The following is a 20800-nucleotide window of genomic DNA, read 5'->3' as shown; positions in this document are numbered from 1 at the left end:
AAATCCTCCTACCAATGGCGACAAGCGAGAATCGCCGCAAATCCAATCAAAAATAACAGCCAGGTAATCGTATCCCGCTTTTGCCACGTTAAAATGCGATACTGACTGCGATGTTCACTGTCCTGGTATCCCCGTGCCTCCATTGCCGTGGAAAGATCCTCGGCCCGGTTAAACGCACTCATGAATAAAGGAACCATCAGGGGAATCAACGACTTGGCCTGTTTAAACAGCCCGCCTTCGCCGAAATCAACACCCCGTGCACGCTGGGCGTTCATAATTTTAGTTGCTTCATCCATTAACGTTGGCACGAATCGGAGTGCAATCGACAACATCATTGCCAATGTATCAACAGGCACCCGCAGCCACCGCAAGGGTTTCATCAAGGAGGCCAGACCAGTGGCGATATCCAATGGCTGTGTGGATAGCGTCAACAGCGTAGACATCATAATAATTAACAAGAACCGGATAAAAATGTATCCGGCATTGATCAAGCCAAATTGCGTGATATTAATAAAGGCCCAGTGAAAATAGGTGTGACCACCGACCGGACTAAACAATAGCTGGAGGATCACCGTAAAGACAATCAACCAAAGTAGCGGTCGAATGCCCCGCAAGAAGAAACCCAAACTAATTTTTGAGGCCAAAATTGATCCAATAGTTAGTACAATCAGCACAGCATAACTTAACGGGTTGTTGGCTAAGAAAACTAAAATAATATAGCAAAAGCTCAAAAGCAATTTTGCCCGGGGGTCCAGCCGATGCACCACCGAGTTCAGCGGTAAGTAACGGCCAAAAATAAACTTATTAGACATGGTCCGCCCCCTCGCCTGGCCAGCGAGCCACTAATTGATCGGCTAGCTGGTCTGCGGTCAACGGCAATTTATTCCACTGAACGCCCCGCTTACCCAGTTCTTGGGCAAATTGTGCTGCGCGTGGCACGTCCAATTGATTTTCTCGTAACCATTGTGGATCAGCAAACACGTCTTGGGGTTGGCCAAATTTGACCAATTTGCCGTCACGCATTACAGCCACCTGCTCAGCGTATTCGGCCACGTCTTCCATTTGGTGAGTCACCAGCACAATGGTCAGCCCCTGCTCCCGGTGGAGCCGCTCAAACAGCTGCATCATCGCCTGTCTTCCCTGAGGATCAAGCCCCGCCGTTGGTTCGTCTAATACCAGCACTTGGGGTTGCATGGCAAGCACACCAGCAATGGCGACCCGCCGCATTTGGCCCCCAGAAAGTTCAAACGGCGACCGCTCGGCATAACTTTTGTCAAGACCGACCCTAGTCAACATTTCGTCGGCTAAAGCGTTGGCGTCGTCTTCACTCATACCAAAATTTTGCGGACCGAAAGCAATGTCCTTGCGTACGGTCTCCTCAAATAATTGGCTTTCTGGAAATTGAAACACCATGCCCACGTGCTGCCGTAGCGGCTTTAAGTCAGTATTCGTGGTGGTTGGCGTCACCGTAAAGTCATCCACGTGAATCTCACCACTGGTCGGCTTAAACAACGCGTTGATTTGTTGAATCAAGGTCGATTTCCCACTACCCGTGTGACCAATGATGGCCAGATAGCCGTGATCAGGTACCGTGAACGAGACGTCTTGAACGGCCGTCTGGGCCAATGGTGTGCCAGCCTGATAGGTATACGTTACGTGTTCGAAAGAGATTGCCACAACCATTCCTCCATTTCAGCCGTCGTTTGGTATGCCGTTGGGACGGTCACACCGCGTTTTTGCAGTGCAATCTTCAGCTTTGCCGTAAAGGGTAAATCCAATCCCATGTCGACCAGCCGTTCTCCCCGTGCAAAGATGGTCGCCGGTTGAGCCTCCTCAATCAGTTGGCCGTCGTCAATCACCAAGATTCGGTCTGCACCGGCGGCCTCATCAATATCATGGGTAATCGAAATAACCGTCAACTGCTGGCTACTCCGCAACTGCCGCACCAGCTTCAACATGTCACTTCGCCCCTGGGGATCCAACATGCTAGTCGCCTCGTCCAAAATCAAGATGTCAGGCGCGATGGCGACAATACCGGCCAACGCGACCCGCTGCTTCTGGCCACCAGACAACGAACTAGGTTCCCGTTGCGCAAACTCAGACATCCCAACCTCTTCCATGGCCGCCTGCACCCGCGGCAACATGTCCGCACGGGGAATTTGCCGATTTTCTAACCCAAACGCAACGTCATCCTCAACAGTAGCTCCCACAAATTGGTTATCTGGATTCTGAAAGATCATGCCAATCTTACTACGGACGTCCCAAACGGTCTCAGGCGTCAATTGTATCCCATCTACTGTCACGGTGCCTTCAGTAAAGGGCAAGAGGCCGTCTAACGACTTCGCTAAGGTCGATTTGCCACTACCGTTGTGTCCGACAATGGCCAACCACTCACCAGCGTGTACGTCGAAACTAACGTCCTTTAAAGCCGGCCGTTGATTTTCGTCATATTTATATGAAAGATGCTTCACTTCAATGATATTTGCCATCCGTATTTTACGTCTCCTAGTGAAAAAGTCACCGCTAATTATATCAAAGTTTACGCCATTATCGAAGTGTTCCGGTAGTTTTTGTTTTACGACCGTTTTGTCCAGAAAAAAGTACACAAAAAAAATCACTAACAAACTGACGGCGCTGAGGCGTTAGCCCCCATTCAAGCTAGACTCGGAAAGAATTCCCCATCATCGTAGCGCTCTATACCATACAGTTCTAGTGATTAATTTGTAACTAATTGATCCCGTTTAAGGACGTGATTACTCCCGATTCATTAACCAAAAATTAGTCAACAAATTCCAAGATAGCCATAGCAGCGCCATCTCCGCGACGAGGCATCGTCTTTAAGATACGTGTGTAACCACCGTTACGATCAGCGTACTTAGGTGCCAATTCGCTAAATACCTTTTGCAAAGCGCTGGTAACAACGACATCGTCGCCATCTTCTTTAACATCTGCAACCACGTTACGGATGAAAGCAGCAGCTTGACGACGTGCGTGCAAGTCGCCCTTCTTACCCAAGGTAATCATTTGGTCAGCCGTCTTCCGAACTTCCTTAGCGCGTGCTTCGGTAGTTTCGATACGACCGTTCAAGATTAAACTAGTAGTCAAATCGCGTAATAAGGCACGACGTTGAGAACTTGTCCGTTGTAATTTACGGTAACTCATAACTAGAAACCCTCCTTTGAGTGTCTAAAATTAGTCTTCCTTCCGAAGTGACAAACCTAAGTCAGCTAACTTAGCCTTAACTTCTTCAAGGGACTTGCGACCCAAGTTACGAACCTTCATCATGTCTGCTTCAGTCTTGTTGTTCAATTCTTGAACCGTGTTGATACCAGCACGCTTCAAGCAGTTGTAAGAACGAACGGACAGGTCGAGCTCTTCGATGGTCATCTCAAGCATCTTTTCCTTGTGCGTTTCTTCTTTTTCAACCATGATTTCCGCATTCTTAGCTTCGTCAGTCAGGTCGACAAACATAGCCAGATGTTCGGTCAAGATCTTTGCAGCCAGAGCAATGGCTTCGCTTGGATTGATTGAACCGTTTGTCCAAACATCCAGGGTCAATTTATCATAGTCAGCCCGTTGGCCAACCCGTGCATTCTCTACTTGGTAGTTAACCCGTTCGATTGGGGTGTAAATGGAATCCACAGCTAAAACACCAATTGGCATATCAGTGTTACGAACTTTGTTCTCGTCGGCAGAGACATAGCCTCGGCCCTTATCTGCAGTCATTCGCATGTGGAACGTCGCCCCATCAGCAACTGTAGCAATGTACAGATCTGGGTTCAAAACGTCAACGTCAGCACCGGCCACGATATCACCAGCAGTGATTTGGGCAGGACCCTTAACGTTAATTTCCATCGTTTCTTCCTGCTCGTCAGAACCGTTTAACTTCAACGCAATCTTCTTAACATTTAAGATGATTTGCGTGACGTCTTCAACGACCCCTTCGACAGTAGAAAACTCATGCAGAACCCCGTCGATTTGAATGCTGGTAACAGCTGCACCAGGTAATGAAGAAAGTAAAATTCGTCGTAAGGAGTTGCCTAAGGTTGTCCCGTATCCACGTTCCAACGGTTCAACAACAAACTTACCGTAATTGCTACTTTCGTCAATTTTATGAATGTTAGGCTTTTCAAATTCAATCATTCTTATCGTTTACCCCTTTCAAACCGCGTTGAGCTCCTATAAGTCAATCCCATCATGAAGGTTGCCCTCATTAATGAAACGCTCACTAAACCCGACGGCGCTTTGGAGGACGAGTACCATTATGAGGAACTGGCGTTACATCGCGAATAGCGGTAACTTCGATACCAGCAGCTTGGATGGCCCGAATAGCAGCTTCACGTCCTGAACCAGGACCCTTAACAGCAACTTCAACAGACTTAACACCATGTTCTTGAGAAGCTTTGGCAGCGGCTTCAGCAGCCATTTGAGCAGCAAATGGTGTTGATTTCCGACTACCCTTGAAACCTAATGCACCAGCAGATGACCAGGCAATAGCGTTCCCTTGAACGTCAGTGATCATAACTAATGTGTTGTTAAACGTAGCATGGATGTGTGCAACACCGGCTTCAATATTTTTCTTGACCCGACGCTTGCGACTAGTTTTTCTAGTAGCCATAAAGTGATAACCCTCCTTTACTTCTTCTTACCGGCAACGGAAACGGCTTTACCCTTCCGAGTGCGGGCATTGTTTTTTGTGTGTTGGCCGCGAACAGGCAGCCCACGACGGTGACGCATTCCGCGGTAAGAACCGATTTCTTGCAAGTTCTTGATGTTCAGGCTAACTTCACGACGTAAGTCACCTTCGACCTTGTACTTGTCGACTTCGGCACGAATCTTGTCTTCTTGATCAGGTGTCATATCGCGAACCCGAACGTCTTCTGAGACACCAGCATCAGCAACAATCTTGTGTGCCGTGTTGATACCAATTCCAAAAATGTAAGTCAAACCGTAAGCGATTCGCTTATCACGTGGTAAATCCACTCCAGCAATACGTGGCATTTAAGTGCACCTCCTATAAATTGAAATTACTTACCCTGGCGTTGTTTATGCTTAGGGTTGGCTGAGCAAATAACCATAACTCGGCCCTTACGCTTGATAACCTTGCAGTGTTCGCACATTGGCTTAACTGATGGTCTTACTTTCATGAATATCCCTCCTACATCTGTCCAGGCGGTTACTTAAACCGATAAGTAATCCGGCCTTTAGACAAGTCATACGGTGACATTTCAACAGTTACTCGGTCACCAGGCAGAATCCGGATGTAATGCATCCGAATCTTACCGGAAACGTGAGCGAGAATCTCATGACCGTTTTCTAATTCGACCCGAAACATTGCGTTAGGTAATGTTTCGGTAACTTTACCTTCGACTTCGATGACATCGCTTTTCGCCACGAAAGTACCTCCCTTATAATTGCGTGTAAACTACACGTAAAAGCGGTAGGAACAACAAGTTGCACCTACCTAGCACCTGTGAATTGCGGCAGCGCGCCATTTACAGGCTAAACCTGAATAAGCTTACCATAATTCCCACAAAGACGCAAGAACTAAGACGCTCCTACAGGTTCTTCAGGATCTTTTCGATGTCGACATACACGTCATCGATGTCACGGTCACCATCAACGGTGAACAACAAGTTCTTCTTGGTGTAGTAATCAACCAGCGGTGTATTTGCTTTCAAATTCACTGCCAACCGGTTCTTCACCGTTTCAGGCTTGTCGTCTTCCCGTTGATAGAAGTCATGACTACCACAGACATCACAAGTACCAGCAACTTTAGGCTGCTTGTACAGCTTATGGTATGTTGCCCCACAGTTGCGGCAGATATAACGACCAGAAAGGCGTTCAACCAAAACATCTGGTTCAACGTGAATATTGATCACGGCGTTGATGGTCCGGTCCAGTTCGGGGCCAAACGTGTTTAACGCTTCGGCTTGAACAATGGAACGGGGGAACCCATCCAACATGAACCCGTTTTTGGTATCATCCTGAGCTAACCGATCACGAACGATCCCGTTCGTAACTTCGTCCGGTACCAATTCACCTTGATCGATGAATTTCTTGGCAGCCAAGCCCATCTCAGTTTCGTTCTTCATCGCTTCCCGGAAGATATCTCCCGTAGAAATATGCGGTAAATGGAACTCGTTGATGATTTTCTCAGCTTGTGTACCCTTGCCGGCACCTGGTAAACCCATGAGGATCAAATTCATTGCTGTCATGTTCGTTCTCCTTATTCGAAAATTTGCCCGAAAAACACAAGCAGGTGTGCTAATAGATCAACACACCCGCTGGAAACTCATTAAGCTGGTTCTGGATCTTGGATAAAGCCAACGTATTCGCGCTTCATCATCAACCCGTCAACTTGCCGCATGGTTTCGATAGCAACACCAACGACGATTAAGAGGCTGGTACCACCTAAACCAATTGACTCATCTAAGTCCCAAAGGTTTTGGGCTAATAACGGAATCAAGGAAATGAATCCAAGGAAGAGTGACCCAACAGTGCTGAGTCGCATCAATAAGTTGGAAACATATGATTGTGTTTCGTGACCAGGCCAAACACCAGGAATGTAGCTCCCCTGCTTTTGCAGGTTCTCGGCTAACTTTTCTGGGTTAACTTGCACGAACGCATAGAAGAACGTGAACACAATGATCAGAACAGTGTACAAAATGGCACCATCGACCGTTTGCATGTTGAAAACGTCGGTTAAGGTTTGATACCAGGCATCTTGAGAGTGCGTGTTTTGAAACGCCATCAGAATAGTCTGTGGCGTCGCAATAAACGAACTCGCGAAGATAACTGGAATAACCCCAGCAACGTTAACCTTTAATGGAAGGTAACTACTATCTGGCGAACCAGATACCCGTCGTGTATATTGCATAGGGACACGACGTTCGGCTTGCTGAACCCAGGTGGTAAAGGTCACAATGATCAATACCAAGACGATTAAAGCTAAGACGAAGATAACACTCTTCCACATGGTTCCGGCACTTGCATCGACGAAGTAAGTTTGGTAGAGCTTGTAGACAGAAGTTGGTGTCCGAGCAATGATCCCCGCAAAGATGATCATTGAAATCCCGTTCCCCAGCCCACGGTCCGTAATCATATCACCCATCCAAGTCGTCAACATCGTTCCACCAGTCAGGATCAACCCGATTGATAAGTACGTTGTAACGCTAGGATTTTGAACCAATTTCAGTGAACTTAAAGCACTAAAACCAGCAGTGATACCGATGGATTGAACGAATGCCAAGGCAATCGCCAGGTACCGTGTCGCTTGATTTAACTTCCGTCGACCAGTATCCCCTTGTTTACTCCATTCAACAAAGCGTGGCACGATGTCCATTTGTAACAATTGAATAACGATTTGTGCAGTGATGTATGGTGAAACCCCCATCGCGAAGATGGAATAGTTTGTTAACCCACCACCACTGAAGGTATCTAAAATACTAACCAATCCAGAAGACGCAACGCTTTGAAGTGCCTTTGCGTTAATGCCGGGGACGGTAATATAAGTACCCAACCGAAAGACAATCAAAACCAATAGAGTAAAGAGAATCTTTTTACGAATGTCTTTAATCTTAAAGGCGTTTTTCAAGCTTGATAGCATTAAATCACCTCAGTTTTACCACCAGCAGCCTCGATAGCTTGGGCGGCTGATTTGGAGAACTTAGCGGCTTTAACCGTTAACTTCTTTGATAACTCACCGTTACCCAAGATCTTAACACCGGACTTTTCGTTTTTAACGATACCGGCTTCAACCAGGGCAGCTGGAGTTACTTCAGCACCATCATCAAAGACGTTCAAAGCAGCTAAGTTTACGACAGCAAATTCCTTGCGGTTAATGTTGGTAAACCCACGCTTTGGGATCCGACGGTACAATGGCATTTGGCCACCTTCAAAACCCAAACGAGTCTTGCTACGAGCCTTTTGACCCTTTTGGCCACGACCAGCGGTCTTACCATTACCAGATGAATCACCACGGCCAACCCGGTTACGAACCTTCCGTGAGCCTTCAGCAGGTTTTAATTCATTCAACTTCATGCTATTGCGCACCTCCTTATTTAATGATATGAAAACTATTTAACTTCTTCAACCTTAATTAAATGTGCCACTTGAAAAAGTGCACCGCGGGTAGCTTCATTATCTGGTTGTACAACAGTGCTGTTAACACGGTGTAAACCTAAAGCTTCCACAATCTTCCGCTGTTTGGGGAGGCGGTGAGCAACACTATGAATTAAAGTAACTTTTAATTGAGCCATTTTAATACCCCTCCTTATTCAGCTAAGTGTTGAAGAGAGACACCACGGAGAGCGGCAACTTCTTCAGCACGCTTCAACTGAGCCAAGCCAGCAAAAGTGGCCCGAACAGCGTTGACTGGCGTGTTAGAACCTAAACGCTTTGAAGTAATGTCAGCGACACCAGCTAATTCCATGACGGAACGAACTGAGCCACCAGCAGTAACCCCGGAACCTTCAGCGGCAGGCTTCAACATAATCTTGCCCCCACCATATGAACCGAGAACTTCGTGAGGAATGGTAGTTCCCACGATAGGTACTTCGATCAGGTTCTTACGAGCGGCTTCAACGGCTTTACGGATAGCTTCTGGAACTTCTTGAGCTTTACCAGTACCAAAGCCAACGTGACCGTTCTTATCGCCGACGATGACAAGTGCAGAGAACCGGAGACGACGGCCACCTTTTACAACCTTAGTGATACGGTTGATAGCAACAACGTTGTCTTCAAGCTCTAACTTGTCAGGATCAATAAATTTTGCCATTTGTGGTTATTCCTCCTTACTGTTAAAATTTCAGCCCGTTTTCGCGAGCAGCTTCTGCCAATGCTTGAACACGGCCATGGTATAAGTACCCGCCACGATCAAACACAACATTGCTAATCTTCTTTTCGACAGCACGCTTAGCAACTAAAACACCGACAGCCTTAGCTTGGTCAGTCTTGTTGTCACCATTCACATCACTATCTAACGTCGAGGCACTAACAAGCGTGACACCCGCTACGTCATCAATGACTTGAGCGTAGATGTTTTTGTTAGAGCGGAAAACGTTTAAGCGTGGGCGTTCTGCAGTTCCAGAAATTTTGTTCCGGACACGCATATGACGCTTTTGACGTGTCTTGTTCTTATCTGGTTTCGTAATCAAAATAGTCACCTCTTTGTAGAATTATCAGCTTTAAGCTGCGTTACTGTTACTTACCAGTTTTACCTTCGCGGATACGAACGTATTCGTTTTCGTAACGGATACCCTTACCCTTGTAAGGTTCTGGTGAACGAACGGCACGGATTTCAGCAGCGAAGTCACCGACTTCTTGCTTACTAATACCGGAAATGTTGATAGTGGTGTTGTCTGGAACCTTAACTTCCAAGGTTTCAGGAATAGCCATTTCAACTGGGTTGGAGTAACCAACGCTCAATACCAAGGTCTTACCCTTAGCTTGAACACGGTAACCAACACCGACCAACTTCAAGGTCTTAGCAAAGCCACTGACAACACCTTCAACCATGTTGTTCAAGTTAGCCCGCTGAGTCCCATGAAGGGCCCGCGTCTTGTTGTTGTTATCTGGACGATCAAAATCAACGGCACCGTCACTGATCTTCATCGTAATGAAGTCAGAGAAAGTCCGAGTTAAGGAACCCTTAGGACCCTTAACAGTTACTTGATCACCATCGCGTTTAACTTCAACGCCGGCTGGGACGTTGACAGTTTTATAACCAATACGACTCAATGTAAGGCACCTCCTATCTTCTTAAAAGTTTTACCAAACGTAGGCGAGAACTTCGCCACCGATTTTCTTGGCGCGCGCTTCTTTATCAGTAATTACACCTTCAGAGGTGGAGATAATAGCGATACCCAAACCGTTTAATACCTTTGGCACAGCGTCGGCCTTAACGTATGAACGTAAGCCGGGCTTTGAAATACGCTTTAAACCACTGATGACACGTTGGTTATCCTTACCGTACTTGAGGAATACACGGATGATACCTTGCTTGTCATCTTCGATGTATTCAACGTTGCGGATGAAACCTTCGCGCTTCAGGATTTCAGCGATGTCGCGTTTAATTGTTGATGCAGGTACTTCGAGTGATTCGTGACGAACCATGTTCGCGTTACGAATACGGGTCAAGAAGTCTGCAATAGGATCAGTCATGGACATTAACGTTTACCCTCCCTTTGTTTAAAATTCCGTTTTACCAACTAGCCTTCTTCATGCCAGGAATTTGACCCTTGTGGGCTAATTCGCGCATGCAGATACGGCAAAGATGGAACTTTTGATAAACAGAGTGTGGACGTCCACAACGTTCGCAACGAGTATAATTCTGAGTAGAGAACTTCGCAGGACGCTTGTTCTTAGCAATTTGAGATTTCTTAGCCAATTTGTGTGAACCTCCTTGTATTAGTGTGCGAACGGCATACCGAATTGAGTCAATAATTCGCGTGACTCTTCATCAGTATTAGCCGTCGTAACGATAACGATGTCCAAACCACGAACACGGTTAACGTTATCAAAGTTAATTTCTGGGAAAATCAATTGTTCCTTAACACCCAAAGTGTAGTTCCCGCGACCATCAAAGGCCCGGTTGCTAACACCACGGAAGTCACGAACACGTGGCAATGACACGTTGATTAACTTGTCCAGGAATTCGTACATCCGGTCCCCCCGAAGGGTAACCTTAGCACCGATTGACATGCCTTCACGAAGACGGAAGGTGGCGATTGATTTCTTGGCTTTAGTAACCAATGGCTTTTGACCAGAAATCAAGCCCAACTCTTCAACGGCTTCGTCAAGATTCTTAGCGTTGGTAACAGCGTCACCAACACCCATGTTCAAAACGATCTTTTCGATCTTCGGCGTTTGCATAACAGAACTGTAACTGAACTTTTCCACCATAGATGGTGTAATTTCATTTACGAACTTTTCTTTTAAACGAGCTGACATGAAATTATGTTCCTCCTTTCAAAGATTATTTGTCGATGGTTTCGCCGGACTTCTTAGCGAAACGGACTTTGTGACCATCTTCTACTCGAACGCCAAGCCGGGTTGGTTCGTTGTTCGAAGGATCGATGAGCATAACGTTGGATGCGTGAATTGGCGCTTCAATATCAATGATCCCGCCTTGGGGATTTGATTGAGTAGCTTTTTGGTGCTTCTTAATCATGTTGATACCTTTAACGATCACGCGGTTTTTAGCATTCAGGACCTTAGATACAGTTCCTTCTTTGCCTTTATCTTTGCCAGCGATCACGCGGACCTTGTCACCAGTTTTAATAAGCATTCCTGTGGGCACCTCCTTGTTAAACGTTTCTTGATTACAGTACTTCGGGTGCTAATGAGATAATCTTCATGAAATCGTTGTCACGTAATTCACGTGCAACTGGTCCGAAGATCCGAGTCCCTTGTGGGCTCTTATCGTCTTTGATCAGCACTGCGGCATTTTCATCAAAGCTGATGTATGAACCGTCGTTACGGCGTACACGAGACTTCGTACGAACGACAACGGCCTTCACAACGTCACCCTTTTTGACAACGCCACCTGGTGTTGCTTGTTTGATAGTAGCGACAATGACATCACCGATTCCGGCGTAGCGACGCTTGGAGCCACCCAGAACCTTGATGGTCAAAATTTCGCGGGCGCCAGAGTTATCAGCTACCTTTAAGCGACTTTCTTGTTGGATCACTGTAAGTGTCCTCCCTTCAGTTCTAATTCAGAATACGATAAAAACGACACCTAAATGATTACTGCTTTTTCAACAATGTCGACTAAGCGGAACCGCTTGGTAGCAGACAGAGGACGAGTTTCCATGATTTCAACAATATCGCCAGTGTGGGCTTCGTTGTTTTCATCATGTGCCTTGTACTTCTTGGAGTACTTGACACGCTTGCCATATCGTGCATCAGTCTTCGTCGTTTCTACAACGACAGTGATCGTCTTTTCCATTTTATCGGAAACGACACGACCACGGTAAACCTTGCGGTTATTACGTGCATCACTCATGTATTAGTGACCTCCTTCTTATCGTATTCTACTTGTTCAGTTCTTGTTGGCGAAGAGCGGTTTTAATCCGCGCAATGTTCTTGCGAACTTGCTTCAACCGTGCAGTGTTTTCCAATTGACCAGTAGCTAATTGGAAACGCAGGTTGAATAATTCGTCCTTGTAGCTCTTTTCTTTATCGAGCATTTCAGCAGTGGTTAATTCGTTGATTTCTTTAATTTTCATTTGATTCGCCACCTACTTCCTCTCGTGTTAAAACTTTCGTACGAACGGGAAGTTTCATAGCAGCAAGGCGTAATGCTTCACGGGCAGTTTCTTCTGAAACGCCACCGACTTCAAACATCACTTTGCCACGCTTGACTGGGGCTACCCAGCCATCAGGCGTACCTTTACCATTACCCATCCGGACCCCAACACCTTTAGCAGTGTAGGATTTGTGAGGGAAAATTTTAATCCAAACTTTCCCACCACGCTTCATGTAACGTGTAATTGCCACACGGGCTGCTTCGATTTGACGGTTGGTAATCCACTTGGAATCCAACGCTTGCAAACCGTATTCACCGAAGGCAACGCTCTTACCACCCTTGGCTTCGCCGCGAAGCTTACCACGGTGGACACGACGGAACTTTACTCGCTTAGGTACCAGCATGTTTATTTCCCTCCCTGTCCGTTAGATTGTTTCTTTTCGGGAAGAATTTCACCACGATAGATCCAGGTTTTAACACCTAAGGAACCGTAAGTAGTGTGCGCTTCAACCCAAGCGTAATCGATGTCAGCACGTAACGTGTGCAATGGAACCGTACCTTCAGCATAGCTTTCGACACGGGACATATCTGCACCGTTCAACCGACCAGCAACTTGCGTCTTAACACCCTTGGCGCCAGAACGCATTGTACGTTGCATCGTCCCACGCATAGCGCGACGGAAAGCAACACGGCCTTCCAATTGACGAGCAATGTTTTCGCCGACCAATTTGGCATCTAAATCTGGCTTTTTGATTTCCACGATGTTGATGTGGACACGTTTGCCAGTTAAGTCGTTCAATTCCTTACGGAGATTTTCGACTTCAGAACCACCCTTACCAATAACCATCCCTGGCTTAGCAGTGTGGATTGAGATGTTGACGCGGTTTGCAGCCCGTTCAATCTCAACAGTTGATACAGAAGCGTCAACGAGGCGCTTTTCGATAAATTTACGGATTTGAAGGTCTTCCTTCAGGTAAGCAGCGAAATCCTTTTCAGCATACCACTTTGCTTCCCAGTCGCGAATGATACCGACCCGTAATCCAGTTGGATTTACTTTTTGACCCACGCGTTATCCCTCCTCTTTTTCAGATACAACAACCGTAATGTGACTCGTACGCTTGTTGATTGGTGAAGCAGAGCCTTTGGCACGAGGACGGAACCGCTTGAGGGTTGGTCCTTCGTTCACATAGGCTTCGCTAACTACTAGATCTTGACGATCTAAATCAAAATTGTTTTCTGCGTTAGCAATAGCAGAGTTCAATACTTTTTCCACAACCGGTGAAGCTCCACGCGGTGTGAACTTTAAGATTGCAATTGCTTCAGCGACGCTCTTGCCGCGGATAAGATCGATGACAAGGCGAATTTTGCGAGCTGCAATCCGAACTGTCTTAGCAGTTGCTTGCGCTGATGTAACTTGTTCAGCCATTAGTTAATCCTCCTTATCAACGAGTTTTCTTGTCGTCGCCACCATGACCACGGAATGTCCGGGTTGGTACGAATTCGCCAAGCTTGTGGCCTACCATATCTTCTTGAACGTAAACTGGTACATGCTTCCGTCCATCATATACGGCAATTGTTAAACCAACAAAGCTAGGGAAAATAGTAGACCGACGGGACCAGGTCTTGATGACAGCCTTTTTGTCTTGATCCTTTTGCGCGTCAACCTTCTTCAGTAAGTGCGCATCGGCGAAAGGTCCTTTTTTCAAACTACGACCCATTATGAAACCTCCTCTACTTGTGGCGCATCGTATAATACGATGATCACCAGGTCTCTTGACTTCCGGTTATCCGGAAAATTACATCTTGGAACCTTTACGATGACGAACAATGAACTTCTCAGTCTTGTTCTTCTTCGAACGGGTCTTCTTACCAACAGTCTTCTTACCCCATGGAGAAAGAGGAGATGGTAAACCAACAGGTGCTTTACCTTCACCACCACCATGTGGGTGATCGTTAGGGTTCATAACGGAACCACGAACGTGAGGACGTTGACCAGCCCAACGGTTACGGCCGGCTTTACCAACGTTAACTAATTCATGTTCTTCGTTACCTACGGCACCGATAGTCGCACGGTTAACGTTGAGAATCATCCGAACTTCACCGGAAGATAAACGAACCAATACGTACTTTTCGTCGTTAGCTTTACCTAACAATTGCGCTGAAGTACCAGCAGAACGGACCAATTGGCCACCCTTACCAGGCTTCAATTCAATGTTGTGAATAACCGTTCCAAAAGGAATGTTCTTCAATGGTAAAGTGTTACCGACCTTGATATCAGCTTCAGGACCAGATTGGACCTTAGCGCCGACCTTTAAGCCCTTAGGTGCGATGATGTATGACTTAACACCATCAGCGTACACAAGTAAGGCAATGTTAGCAGTCCGGTTAGGATCGTATTCGATAGCCTTAACGGTTGCTGGGACATCATCCTTAATTCGCTTAAAGTCAATGATCCGGTATTGACGCTTGTTACCACCGCCACGATGACGGACAGTCATCTTACCAGCATTGTTCCGGCCAGCAGAGTGACTTTGTGAATCAAGCAATGACTTTTCAGGAGTCGTCTTAGTGATGACGTCTTTGTAAACCAAGCTCGTCATGTTACGACGACCATTGCTTGTTGGTTTGTATTTCTTAATCGCCACGTTATTTCCCTCCTATATCTGAGATTTTATTCTTCGTTGAATAACTTGATTTCTTTTGAGTCGGCAGATAAGCTGACAATGGCCTTACGACGCTTCTTAGTGTAGCCTTCGTAACGTCCTTGACGCTTCTTCTTACCTTTCAAATTCATGATGTTAACTTTAACAACCTTGACGTCAAAGATGTCTTCAACGGCATGCTTGACTTGTGTCTTGGTTGCTCGTACATCAACGTCAAAGGTGTAACGCTTGTCGTCCATAGTTGCCATCGTAGCTTCGGTAACAACTGGGCGTAAGATAATGTCACGTGATTCCATTATGCGAGCACCTCCTCTACTTGAGAAAGAGCTGGTTGGGTAATCACTAACTTGTCCGCACCGGCAATATCAAGGACATTCAAGCTCTTGGCTGGAATGACCTTAACGTTTGCTAAGTTACGGGCTGCTAATGCAGCAGTTACGTTATCGTCTTCAAGGACAACCAACGTCTTAGTAGTGACATTCAAACCAGCCAACACTGCAGCAAATTCTTTCGTCTTTGGTGCGTCGAATGCTAATGCGTCAAGAACGACTAAGCTTTCGTCGAGAACCTTTTGTGAAAGAACAGACTTAAGTGCTAAACGACCAACCTTCTTAGGAAGGTGGTAACTGTAAGAACGAGGGGTTGGTCCAAAGACCACACCACCACCGACCCATTGTGGGGAACGGATGGAACCTTGACGGGCACGACCAGTACCCTTTTGACGCCATGGCTTCTTACCACCACCACGAACGGCACTCCGGTTTTTAACGGCGTGAGTTCCTTGGCGCAGTGAAGCTCGTTGCATCAAAATTGTGTCAAAGACGACGTTTTCGTTAGGTTCGATGCCGAAGATATCAGCGTTCAAATCAACGTTACCGTTTTGGCTACCATCTTGTTTGTATAATGCTACGCTTGTCATTTAATTATCCTCCCTTCCTATTTATTTTTCAGATTGCTTAGGACGTGGTGGGCGAACAGCACTCTTAACAGTAACGAGTGACTTGTTGGCACCAGGCACATTGCCCTTAATCAACAGAACGTTGTTATCAACGTCGGCTTTAACGATCACAAGGTTTTGGATAGTAACTTGCTTGTTACCCATCCGACCTGGAAGCTTCATACCAGGGAATACCCGGTTAATGATGGCACCCAGAGAACCTGGACGACGGTGGTAACGAGAACCATGGGCCATAGGGCCACGGCTTTGACCGTCCTTGTGAATGTTACCTTGGTATCCATGACCTTTAGTGGTACCAGTGACATCAACGATGTCTCCTGTTTGGAAGGTATCGACTTTAACTTCGTCGGCTACCTTGTAATCTCCCAGCTCAACATCTCTGAATTCACGAATGAAGCGCTTAGGAGTCGTGTTTGCTTTTGCTACATGACCTTGTTCGGGCTTGTTGCTGAGTACTTCACGCTTGTCTTGGTAACCAAGTTGAATGGCTTCGTAACCGTCGTTTTCCATCGTCTTGACCTGTAACACAACGTTTGGCGTTGCTTCGACAACAGTAACGGGGATTAATTCGCCAGCATCAGTGAAGACTTGCGTCATCCCGACCTTTTTCCCTAAGATTCCTTTAGTGGTCATGAGTACACCTCCGATTATATTGTAGTAATTTACTTGTTTCTGGAAATTATAACTTGATTTCGATGTCAACACCGCTAGGCAAGTCAAGCTTCATTAATGAGTCGACTGTCTTTGGCGTTGGGTTAACGATATCAATCAAACGCTTGTGCGTCCGCATTTCGAATTGTTCACGTGAGTCCTTAAACTTATGTGGTGAACGTAAGACGGTGTAGATTGTCCGTTCAGTAGGTAATGGAATTGGACCTGAGATGCCGGCACCAGTTCTCTTTGCTGTTTCAACAATCTTGTCCGCTGATTGATCAAGGATACGATGCTCGTATGCCTTCAACCGAATCCGAATTTTTTGTTTTGCCATTGTGTTCCCTCCTTCGTCTATTTTAAAAATAAGACTAACTCCGTGGAAATTCCCGCCGCACCCTCATGGCAAAGCAGCCGGGTGTGTCGCAATCTCCCACATCATCGCTTAAACTTTGAACCGAACCCCCGGGGCACAAAAATGCCCGGGGAAATACAGCACTTGACTATCATACTAAATAAAGTGCCGGCTGACAAGGGTTTTCGTTGAATTTCTCAAATCTTTTTGGGAATCTGCATCCTTGCTTGACCTCAATCAAGTTTGTCAGGCACCCATCCTACCTAATTTTTGCCAATTAAATCGACTTTCTACTATTAAATAGGTATTTGGCTAAGATCCAACCAATTAGGCAGGTAATCATGTCTGCAACTGGCTGTGCCCAGATGATACCGTGGTAGCCAAACATGCTTGCGCCCGCAACAATCGCCAGGTAGAAAACAACCCCTTGCCGTGAGATCGACATGATGAACGCCCCACTCGCCTTTCCCGTACTCTGGAAGACTGTCGTATATACCAGGACGGCCCCCACGAACGGCGTGGTCAACAAGAATGCTCGTAGCATGTACGTGCCCGCAGTAATCACCGCTTGGTCATGGAGAAACAAGCCGATGATCTGTGGCGCGAAGATCATCAAGATGACGGCGAATACCAACGCGTACCCCACCTCAACCATGAGATCGAAATGTAGTATTTGTTTGAAGCGTTTCATCTTCTTCGCACCATAAGTATAGCCAATCAGTGGTTGGGCCCCAAAAGCAAAGCCAACCATCACGAGCATCACAATCATATAGACTTTCAACACGATTCCCATTGCTGCCACCCGGGTAGGTCCATAGGCAACCAGGTGCCGATTTAACACCGTAGTACCGAAAGCCTGCATCAAATTGGTGATGGCGCCCGGAATTCCGATGAACAGGACCTGGCCAATCAGTTTACGGTCAATATGTCTCAATTTCACGTCGATCGAGATGACCTGACAATAGCGCTGCGTTAAATATGCCAACAGAATGGCTGAGGTTGTGTAGCCGATGACTGTGGCTAACGCGGCCCCTGCAGCGCCCAAACCCAGTGGAAAAATCAAAATAGGATCTAAGAAAATCGTAATGACGGTTCCCACCATTGTACCAATCATGGACTGGGTTGCAAAGCCTTCCGTGCGAATGAGGTTACCCGGGACAATCGAGACGACAATCGGCATGGCACCCACAGCCATAATCCAATAAAATTGGCGTGCATACGTGTAGGTCGCGGCAGTGGCCCCCAGTAGTAGGAGAATTGGCCGCATGAATACTAGGAGCACAACTGTGGTCACCAATCCCAAGCCCACCGACCCGTACAAACAGAAACTACTGACCCGACTACTGGTCGCATAGGACCTCTCTCCCAATAGACGAGAAATCAAGGAACTGCCCCCGAGTCCAAAGATATCCCCTAGGGCAATCAGCAGTGAAAACAGCGGCGTACACAGGGCGACCCCGGCCACCAGATTGGTGTTCTGTGTCTGGGAAACGAAAAAGGTATCCGCCAAATTGTAAATCATACTTGCCACCATCGATAGCACTACCGGTAAGGCAAGTTTAAAATAAGCCCGAGGAATCGAAGCGTGTTCAAACAATTCTTCCATAATTCACTCTCCAATTGCTCTTTAGTTAACCATTGTGGTTCAAAGCCCCATTGGCACCATTTATGACGTCACTTATTATTATAGCCCAAGCAGTCAAGTTTCGTTAAACCGATGTCAGGGCAACAAAAAACGCCCTACCCGGAGGTAAGACGTTTCCTTATGAAGAATAACTGACAGACTAGTCTTCGACTGGTGTGCCGCCGTTCTTCTTGATAATGTCAGCTTGAACACTCTTAGGCGTTGGTTCGTAGTGGTCAAACGTCATGGTAAAGGTACCACGACCTTGAGATGCAGAACGTAACGTCGTAGCGTAACCGAACATTTCGGATAACGGAACGAATGAGTGAATCATCTGTGCGTTACCACGTGCTTCCATACCATCAACCTTACCACGACGTGCGGTAACTTGGCCCATGATATCACCCATGTACTCTTCAGGAACCAAGATATCAACCTTCATGATTGGTTCAAGAATAACAGGGCCGGCACTTTGGACAGCCTTCCGTAAAGCCAATGATGCGGCAACCTTGAAGGCTGCTTCACTGGAATCGACTTCATGGTAGCTACCATCGTATAACTTGGCCTTAACATCAACCAGTGGGTAACCGGCTAACACACCGTTTGCCATGGCTTCTTGCAGACCTTGGTCAACTGAAGGGATAAATTCACGAGGAACAACCCCACCAACGATAGCGTCTTCGAATTCGTAACCCTTACCACGTTCGTTAGGGGTGAATTCGATCCAAACGTCACCATATTGACCTTTACCACCAGATTGACGAACGAACTTACCTTGGACCTTAGTTGACTTCGTGAAGGCTTCACGGTAGGCAACTTGAGGGGCACCAATGTTAGCTTCAACCTTGAATTCACGCTTCATCCGATCGATGATGATATCCAAGTGAAGTTCACCCATCCCAGCGATCAGAGTTTCACCAGTTTCAGGGTTAGTTTCAGCCTTGAAAGTTGGGTCTTCTTCAGAAAGTTTCTGGAGGGCAGTGTTCATCTTATCTTGGTCAGCCTTCGTCTTTGGTTCTACGGCAACCTGGATAACTGGATCTGGGAAGTCCATAGATTCCAAATGTAATGGGTGATCTGGGTCGGTCAAAGAGTCACCAGTAGTGGTGTTCTTCAAACCAATGGCCCCAGCGATATCACCGGAGAAGACTTCTGGGATTTCTTGACGGTGATTTGAATGCATTTGCAGCAAACGACCAACACGTTCACGCTTGTCCTTCGTGGAGTTAAGCACGTAAGAACCAGCTTCCAGAGTACCGGAGTAAACCCGGATGTAAGTCAAACGACCAACGAATGGGTCAGTTGCAACCTTAAATGCTAAGGCAGCGAATGGCGCATCGTCATCGGCACGTAATTGAACGGCTTCTTCAGTATCAGGAACAGTGGCGTTGTATGGCTTAACATCCAATGGGGATGGTAAGTAGTCCACAACGGCATCCATCAACATCTGAACACCCTTATCCTTGAAGGCAGAACCAGCGAAGACTGGGAATAATTCCAGCTTCAAGGTTGCCCGACGGATAGCGGCCTTCAATTCTTCCTTGGAGATTTCTTCACCTTCAAGGTACTTTTCCATGATTTCGTCATCGACATCAGCGATGCTTTCGATCATAGCTTCATGACGCTTTTCGGCTTCTTCCTTCATATCTGCAGGAATGTCAACTGTATCCCAGTCAGCACCTAAAGTATCTTTGTCGTAAACGTAGGCTTTCATTTCGATCAAGTCAACGACACCGGCAAAGTCATCTTCAGCACCAATAGCCATTTGTAAGGCTAAGGCGTTCGCTTGTAAGCGTTCGTGAATGGAGTTAACTGAGAAGTCGAAATCGGCACCCAGCTTATCCATCTTGTTAACGAACACGATACGGGGAACATCGAAATCTGAGGCTTGACGCCAAACAGTTTCGGTTTGAGGTTCAACACCGGCTTGACCGTCTAAGACGGCTACGGCACCATCAAGCACACGCAGGGAACGTTCAACTTCAACAGTGAAGTCAACGTGTCCTGGGGTGTCAATGATGTTAATCCGGTGACCCTTCCATTCCGCAGTAGTAGCGGCAGAAGTGATCGTAATACCCCGTTCTTGTTCTTGTTCCATCCAGTCCATTTGTGAAGCCCCATCATGGGTTTCACCAATCTTATGGATTTTACCAGTATAATACAGGATACGCTCAGTAGTCGTCGTCTTCCCGGCATCAATATGAGCCATGATACCGATGTTACGAGTCTTCTCAAGCGGAAATTCACGTGTATTAGCCATGATTAATGTGTAACTCCTCTCAAAATTGATCGTAGA

The 20800-nt window shown here is 46.6% G+C and carries 34 protein-coding genes; all 34 read right to left on the bottom strand.

What is annotated here, in order from left to right; translation table 11 throughout:
• Window positions 1-8: 8 nt before the first annotated feature.
• The gene (locus EKM99_RS07475; RefSeq protein ID WP_125582410.1) at window positions 9-812 is read right to left on the bottom strand and encodes an energy-coupling factor transporter transmembrane component T family protein; all 804 of its coding nucleotides are present in this window, start codon (window positions 810-812) and stop codon (window positions 9-11) included.
• On the bottom strand, window positions 805-1677 hold the full coding sequence (locus EKM99_RS07470; RefSeq protein ID WP_125582409.1) for an energy-coupling factor ABC transporter ATP-binding protein: 873 nt from the start codon (window positions 1675-1677) through the stop codon (window positions 805-807). Before EKM99_RS07470 ends, EKM99_RS07475 begins: the two co-directional genes overlap by 8 nt.
• Entirely contained in the window at window positions 1653-2489 is an 837-nt protein-coding gene (locus EKM99_RS07465) for an energy-coupling factor ABC transporter ATP-binding protein (RefSeq protein ID WP_125582408.1), read from the bottom strand. The genes EKM99_RS07470 and EKM99_RS07465 overlap by 25 nt, the downstream gene beginning before the upstream one ends.
• Before the next feature lie 289 nt (window positions 2490-2778).
• Window positions 2779-3162: a 50S ribosomal protein L17 gene (rplQ, locus tag EKM99_RS07460; RefSeq protein ID WP_125582407.1), complete on the bottom strand. Its 384-nt coding sequence runs from the start codon at window positions 3160-3162 to the stop codon at window positions 2779-2781.
• A 30-nt stretch (window positions 3163-3192) separates the two neighbouring features.
• Window positions 3193-4143 (bottom strand): DNA-directed RNA polymerase subunit alpha, encoded by a 951-nt coding sequence (locus tag EKM99_RS07455; RefSeq protein ID WP_125582406.1) that lies wholly within the window; start codon window positions 4141-4143, stop codon window positions 3193-3195.
• 85 nt (window positions 4144-4228) lie between these two features.
• Window positions 4229-4618 (bottom strand): 30S ribosomal protein S11, encoded by a 390-nt coding sequence (rpsK, locus tag EKM99_RS07450; protein ID WP_125582405.1) that lies wholly within the window; start codon window positions 4616-4618, stop codon window positions 4229-4231.
• Between the two features lie 17 nt (window positions 4619-4635).
• Window positions 4636-5001 (bottom strand): 30S ribosomal protein S13, encoded by a 366-nt coding sequence (gene rpsM, locus EKM99_RS07445; protein WP_125582404.1) that lies wholly within the window; start codon window positions 4999-5001, stop codon window positions 4636-4638.
• 26 nt (window positions 5002-5027) lie between these two features.
• A complete protein-coding gene (rpmJ, locus tag EKM99_RS07440) occupies window positions 5028-5147 on the bottom strand; it encodes a 50S ribosomal protein L36 (RefSeq protein WP_011668476.1) in 120 nt (39 codons plus the stop codon).
• Between the two features lie 29 nt (window positions 5148-5176).
• Window positions 5177-5395, bottom strand: a complete 219-nt coding sequence (gene infA / locus EKM99_RS07435; RefSeq protein WP_011668477.1) for a translation initiation factor IF-1 — start codon at window positions 5393-5395, stop codon at window positions 5177-5179.
• A 163-nt stretch (window positions 5396-5558) separates the two neighbouring features.
• The gene (locus EKM99_RS07430) at window positions 5559-6209 is read right to left on the bottom strand and encodes an adenylate kinase (protein ID WP_318531060.1); all 651 of its coding nucleotides are present in this window, start codon (window positions 6207-6209) and stop codon (window positions 5559-5561) included.
• Window positions 6210-6298: 89 nt separating this feature from the next.
• On the bottom strand, window positions 6299-7609 hold the full coding sequence (gene secY, locus EKM99_RS07425; RefSeq protein ID WP_125582400.1) for a preprotein translocase subunit SecY: 1311 nt from the start codon (window positions 7607-7609) through the stop codon (window positions 6299-6301).
• Window positions 7609-8043, bottom strand: a complete 435-nt coding sequence (gene rplO / locus EKM99_RS07420; protein ID WP_125582398.1) for a 50S ribosomal protein L15 — start codon at window positions 8041-8043, stop codon at window positions 7609-7611. The genes secY and rplO overlap by 1 nt, the downstream gene beginning before the upstream one ends.
• Window positions 8044-8078: 35 nt before the next feature.
• Window positions 8079-8261 (bottom strand): 50S ribosomal protein L30, encoded by a 183-nt coding sequence (gene rpmD / locus EKM99_RS07415; protein WP_125582396.1) that lies wholly within the window; start codon window positions 8259-8261, stop codon window positions 8079-8081.
• A gap of 14 nt (window positions 8262-8275) precedes the next feature.
• Window positions 8276-8779, bottom strand: a complete 504-nt coding sequence (gene rpsE, locus EKM99_RS07410) for a 30S ribosomal protein S5 (protein WP_125582394.1) — start codon at window positions 8777-8779, stop codon at window positions 8276-8278.
• Window positions 8780-8801: 22 nt separating this feature from the next.
• The gene (gene rplR / locus EKM99_RS07405) at window positions 8802-9167 is read right to left on the bottom strand and encodes a 50S ribosomal protein L18 (RefSeq protein ID WP_275404329.1); all 366 of its coding nucleotides are present in this window, start codon (window positions 9165-9167) and stop codon (window positions 8802-8804) included.
• Window positions 9168-9204: 37 nt separating this feature from the next.
• Window positions 9205-9741 carry a 50S ribosomal protein L6 gene (gene rplF, locus EKM99_RS07400; protein ID WP_125582390.1) on the bottom strand — a complete coding sequence of 179 codons (537 nt, stop codon included), beginning with the start codon at window positions 9739-9741 and terminating at the stop codon, window positions 9205-9207.
• A 30-nt stretch (window positions 9742-9771) separates the two neighbouring features.
• Complete coding sequence (gene rpsH, locus EKM99_RS07395; protein WP_125582388.1) at window positions 9772-10170, bottom strand: 30S ribosomal protein S8; 399 nt, start codon at window positions 10168-10170, stop codon at window positions 9772-9774.
• A 34-nt stretch (window positions 10171-10204) separates the two neighbouring features.
• Complete coding sequence (locus EKM99_RS07390) at window positions 10205-10390, bottom strand: type Z 30S ribosomal protein S14 (RefSeq protein WP_082153261.1); 186 nt, start codon at window positions 10388-10390, stop codon at window positions 10205-10207.
• A 20-nt stretch (window positions 10391-10410) separates the two neighbouring features.
• Entirely contained in the window at window positions 10411-10953 is a 543-nt protein-coding gene (gene rplE / locus EKM99_RS07385; protein ID WP_125582386.1) for a 50S ribosomal protein L5, read from the bottom strand.
• A gap of 25 nt (window positions 10954-10978) precedes the next feature.
• Window positions 10979-11290: a 50S ribosomal protein L24 gene (rplX, locus tag EKM99_RS07380; protein ID WP_125582384.1), complete on the bottom strand. Its 312-nt coding sequence runs from the start codon at window positions 11288-11290 to the stop codon at window positions 10979-10981.
• Between the two features lie 34 nt (window positions 11291-11324).
• Window positions 11325-11693, bottom strand: a complete 369-nt coding sequence (rplN, locus tag EKM99_RS07375) for a 50S ribosomal protein L14 (RefSeq protein WP_048735513.1) — start codon at window positions 11691-11693, stop codon at window positions 11325-11327.
• A 50-nt stretch (window positions 11694-11743) separates the two neighbouring features.
• Window positions 11744-12010 carry a 30S ribosomal protein S17 gene (gene rpsQ / locus EKM99_RS07370; RefSeq protein ID WP_048735510.1) on the bottom strand — a complete coding sequence of 89 codons (267 nt, stop codon included), beginning with the start codon at window positions 12008-12010 and terminating at the stop codon, window positions 11744-11746.
• 28 nt (window positions 12011-12038) lie between these two features.
• A complete protein-coding gene (gene rpmC, locus EKM99_RS07365; RefSeq protein WP_125582382.1) occupies window positions 12039-12233 on the bottom strand; it encodes a 50S ribosomal protein L29 in 195 nt (64 codons plus the stop codon).
• Window positions 12223-12657: a 50S ribosomal protein L16 gene (rplP, locus tag EKM99_RS07360; RefSeq protein ID WP_125582380.1), complete on the bottom strand. Its 435-nt coding sequence runs from the start codon at window positions 12655-12657 to the stop codon at window positions 12223-12225. Before rplP ends, rpmC begins: the two co-directional genes overlap by 11 nt.
• A 2-nt stretch (window positions 12658-12659) precedes the next feature.
• Window positions 12660-13319, bottom strand: coding sequence for a 30S ribosomal protein S3 (rpsC, locus tag EKM99_RS07355; RefSeq protein ID WP_125582378.1), 660 nt, complete (start codon window positions 13317-13319; stop codon window positions 12660-12662).
• 3 nt (window positions 13320-13322) lie between these two features.
• The gene (rplV, locus tag EKM99_RS07350) at window positions 13323-13679 is read right to left on the bottom strand and encodes a 50S ribosomal protein L22 (RefSeq protein WP_125582376.1); all 357 of its coding nucleotides are present in this window, start codon (window positions 13677-13679) and stop codon (window positions 13323-13325) included.
• Between the two features lie 16 nt (window positions 13680-13695).
• Window positions 13696-13971 carry a 30S ribosomal protein S19 gene (rpsS, locus tag EKM99_RS07345; RefSeq protein ID WP_048735499.1) on the bottom strand — a complete coding sequence of 92 codons (276 nt, stop codon included), beginning with the start codon at window positions 13969-13971 and terminating at the stop codon, window positions 13696-13698.
• Window positions 13972-14049: 78 nt separating this feature from the next.
• Complete coding sequence (gene rplB, locus EKM99_RS07340) at window positions 14050-14898, bottom strand: 50S ribosomal protein L2 (RefSeq protein ID WP_125582374.1); 849 nt, start codon at window positions 14896-14898, stop codon at window positions 14050-14052.
• Between the two features lie 26 nt (window positions 14899-14924).
• Complete coding sequence (gene rplW, locus EKM99_RS07335; RefSeq protein WP_125574885.1) at window positions 14925-15212, bottom strand: 50S ribosomal protein L23; 288 nt, start codon at window positions 15210-15212, stop codon at window positions 14925-14927.
• Window positions 15212-15835 (bottom strand): 50S ribosomal protein L4, encoded by a 624-nt coding sequence (gene rplD / locus EKM99_RS07330; protein WP_125582372.1) that lies wholly within the window; start codon window positions 15833-15835, stop codon window positions 15212-15214. The genes rplW and rplD overlap by 1 nt, the downstream gene beginning before the upstream one ends.
• 21 nt (window positions 15836-15856) lie before the next feature.
• Window positions 15857-16507 carry a 50S ribosomal protein L3 gene (gene rplC / locus EKM99_RS07325; RefSeq protein WP_125582370.1) on the bottom strand — a complete coding sequence of 217 codons (651 nt, stop codon included), beginning with the start codon at window positions 16505-16507 and terminating at the stop codon, window positions 15857-15859.
• 46 nt (window positions 16508-16553) lie between these two features.
• Window positions 16554-16862 (bottom strand): 30S ribosomal protein S10, encoded by a 309-nt coding sequence (gene rpsJ / locus EKM99_RS07320; RefSeq protein WP_011668500.1) that lies wholly within the window; start codon window positions 16860-16862, stop codon window positions 16554-16556.
• Between the two features lie 295 nt (window positions 16863-17157).
• Window positions 17158-18486, bottom strand: a complete 1329-nt coding sequence (locus EKM99_RS07315) for an MATE family efflux transporter (protein ID WP_125582368.1) — start codon at window positions 18484-18486, stop codon at window positions 17158-17160.
• Between the two features lie 178 nt (window positions 18487-18664).
• Complete coding sequence (fusA, locus tag EKM99_RS07310; RefSeq protein WP_125582366.1) at window positions 18665-20764, bottom strand: elongation factor G; 2100 nt, start codon at window positions 20762-20764, stop codon at window positions 18665-18667.
• Window positions 20765-20800 lie beyond the last annotated feature (36 nt).

Origin of the sequence: Levilactobacillus cerevisiae (genome assembly GCF_003946245.1) — a bacterium.
In the GTDB taxonomy this organism is placed as follows: domain Bacteria; phylum Bacillota; class Bacilli; order Lactobacillales; family Lactobacillaceae; genus Levilactobacillus; species Levilactobacillus cerevisiae.
The sequence above is the reverse complement of the archived record's forward strand: the minus strand, read 5'-3'. Positions and strand labels throughout refer to the sequence as shown.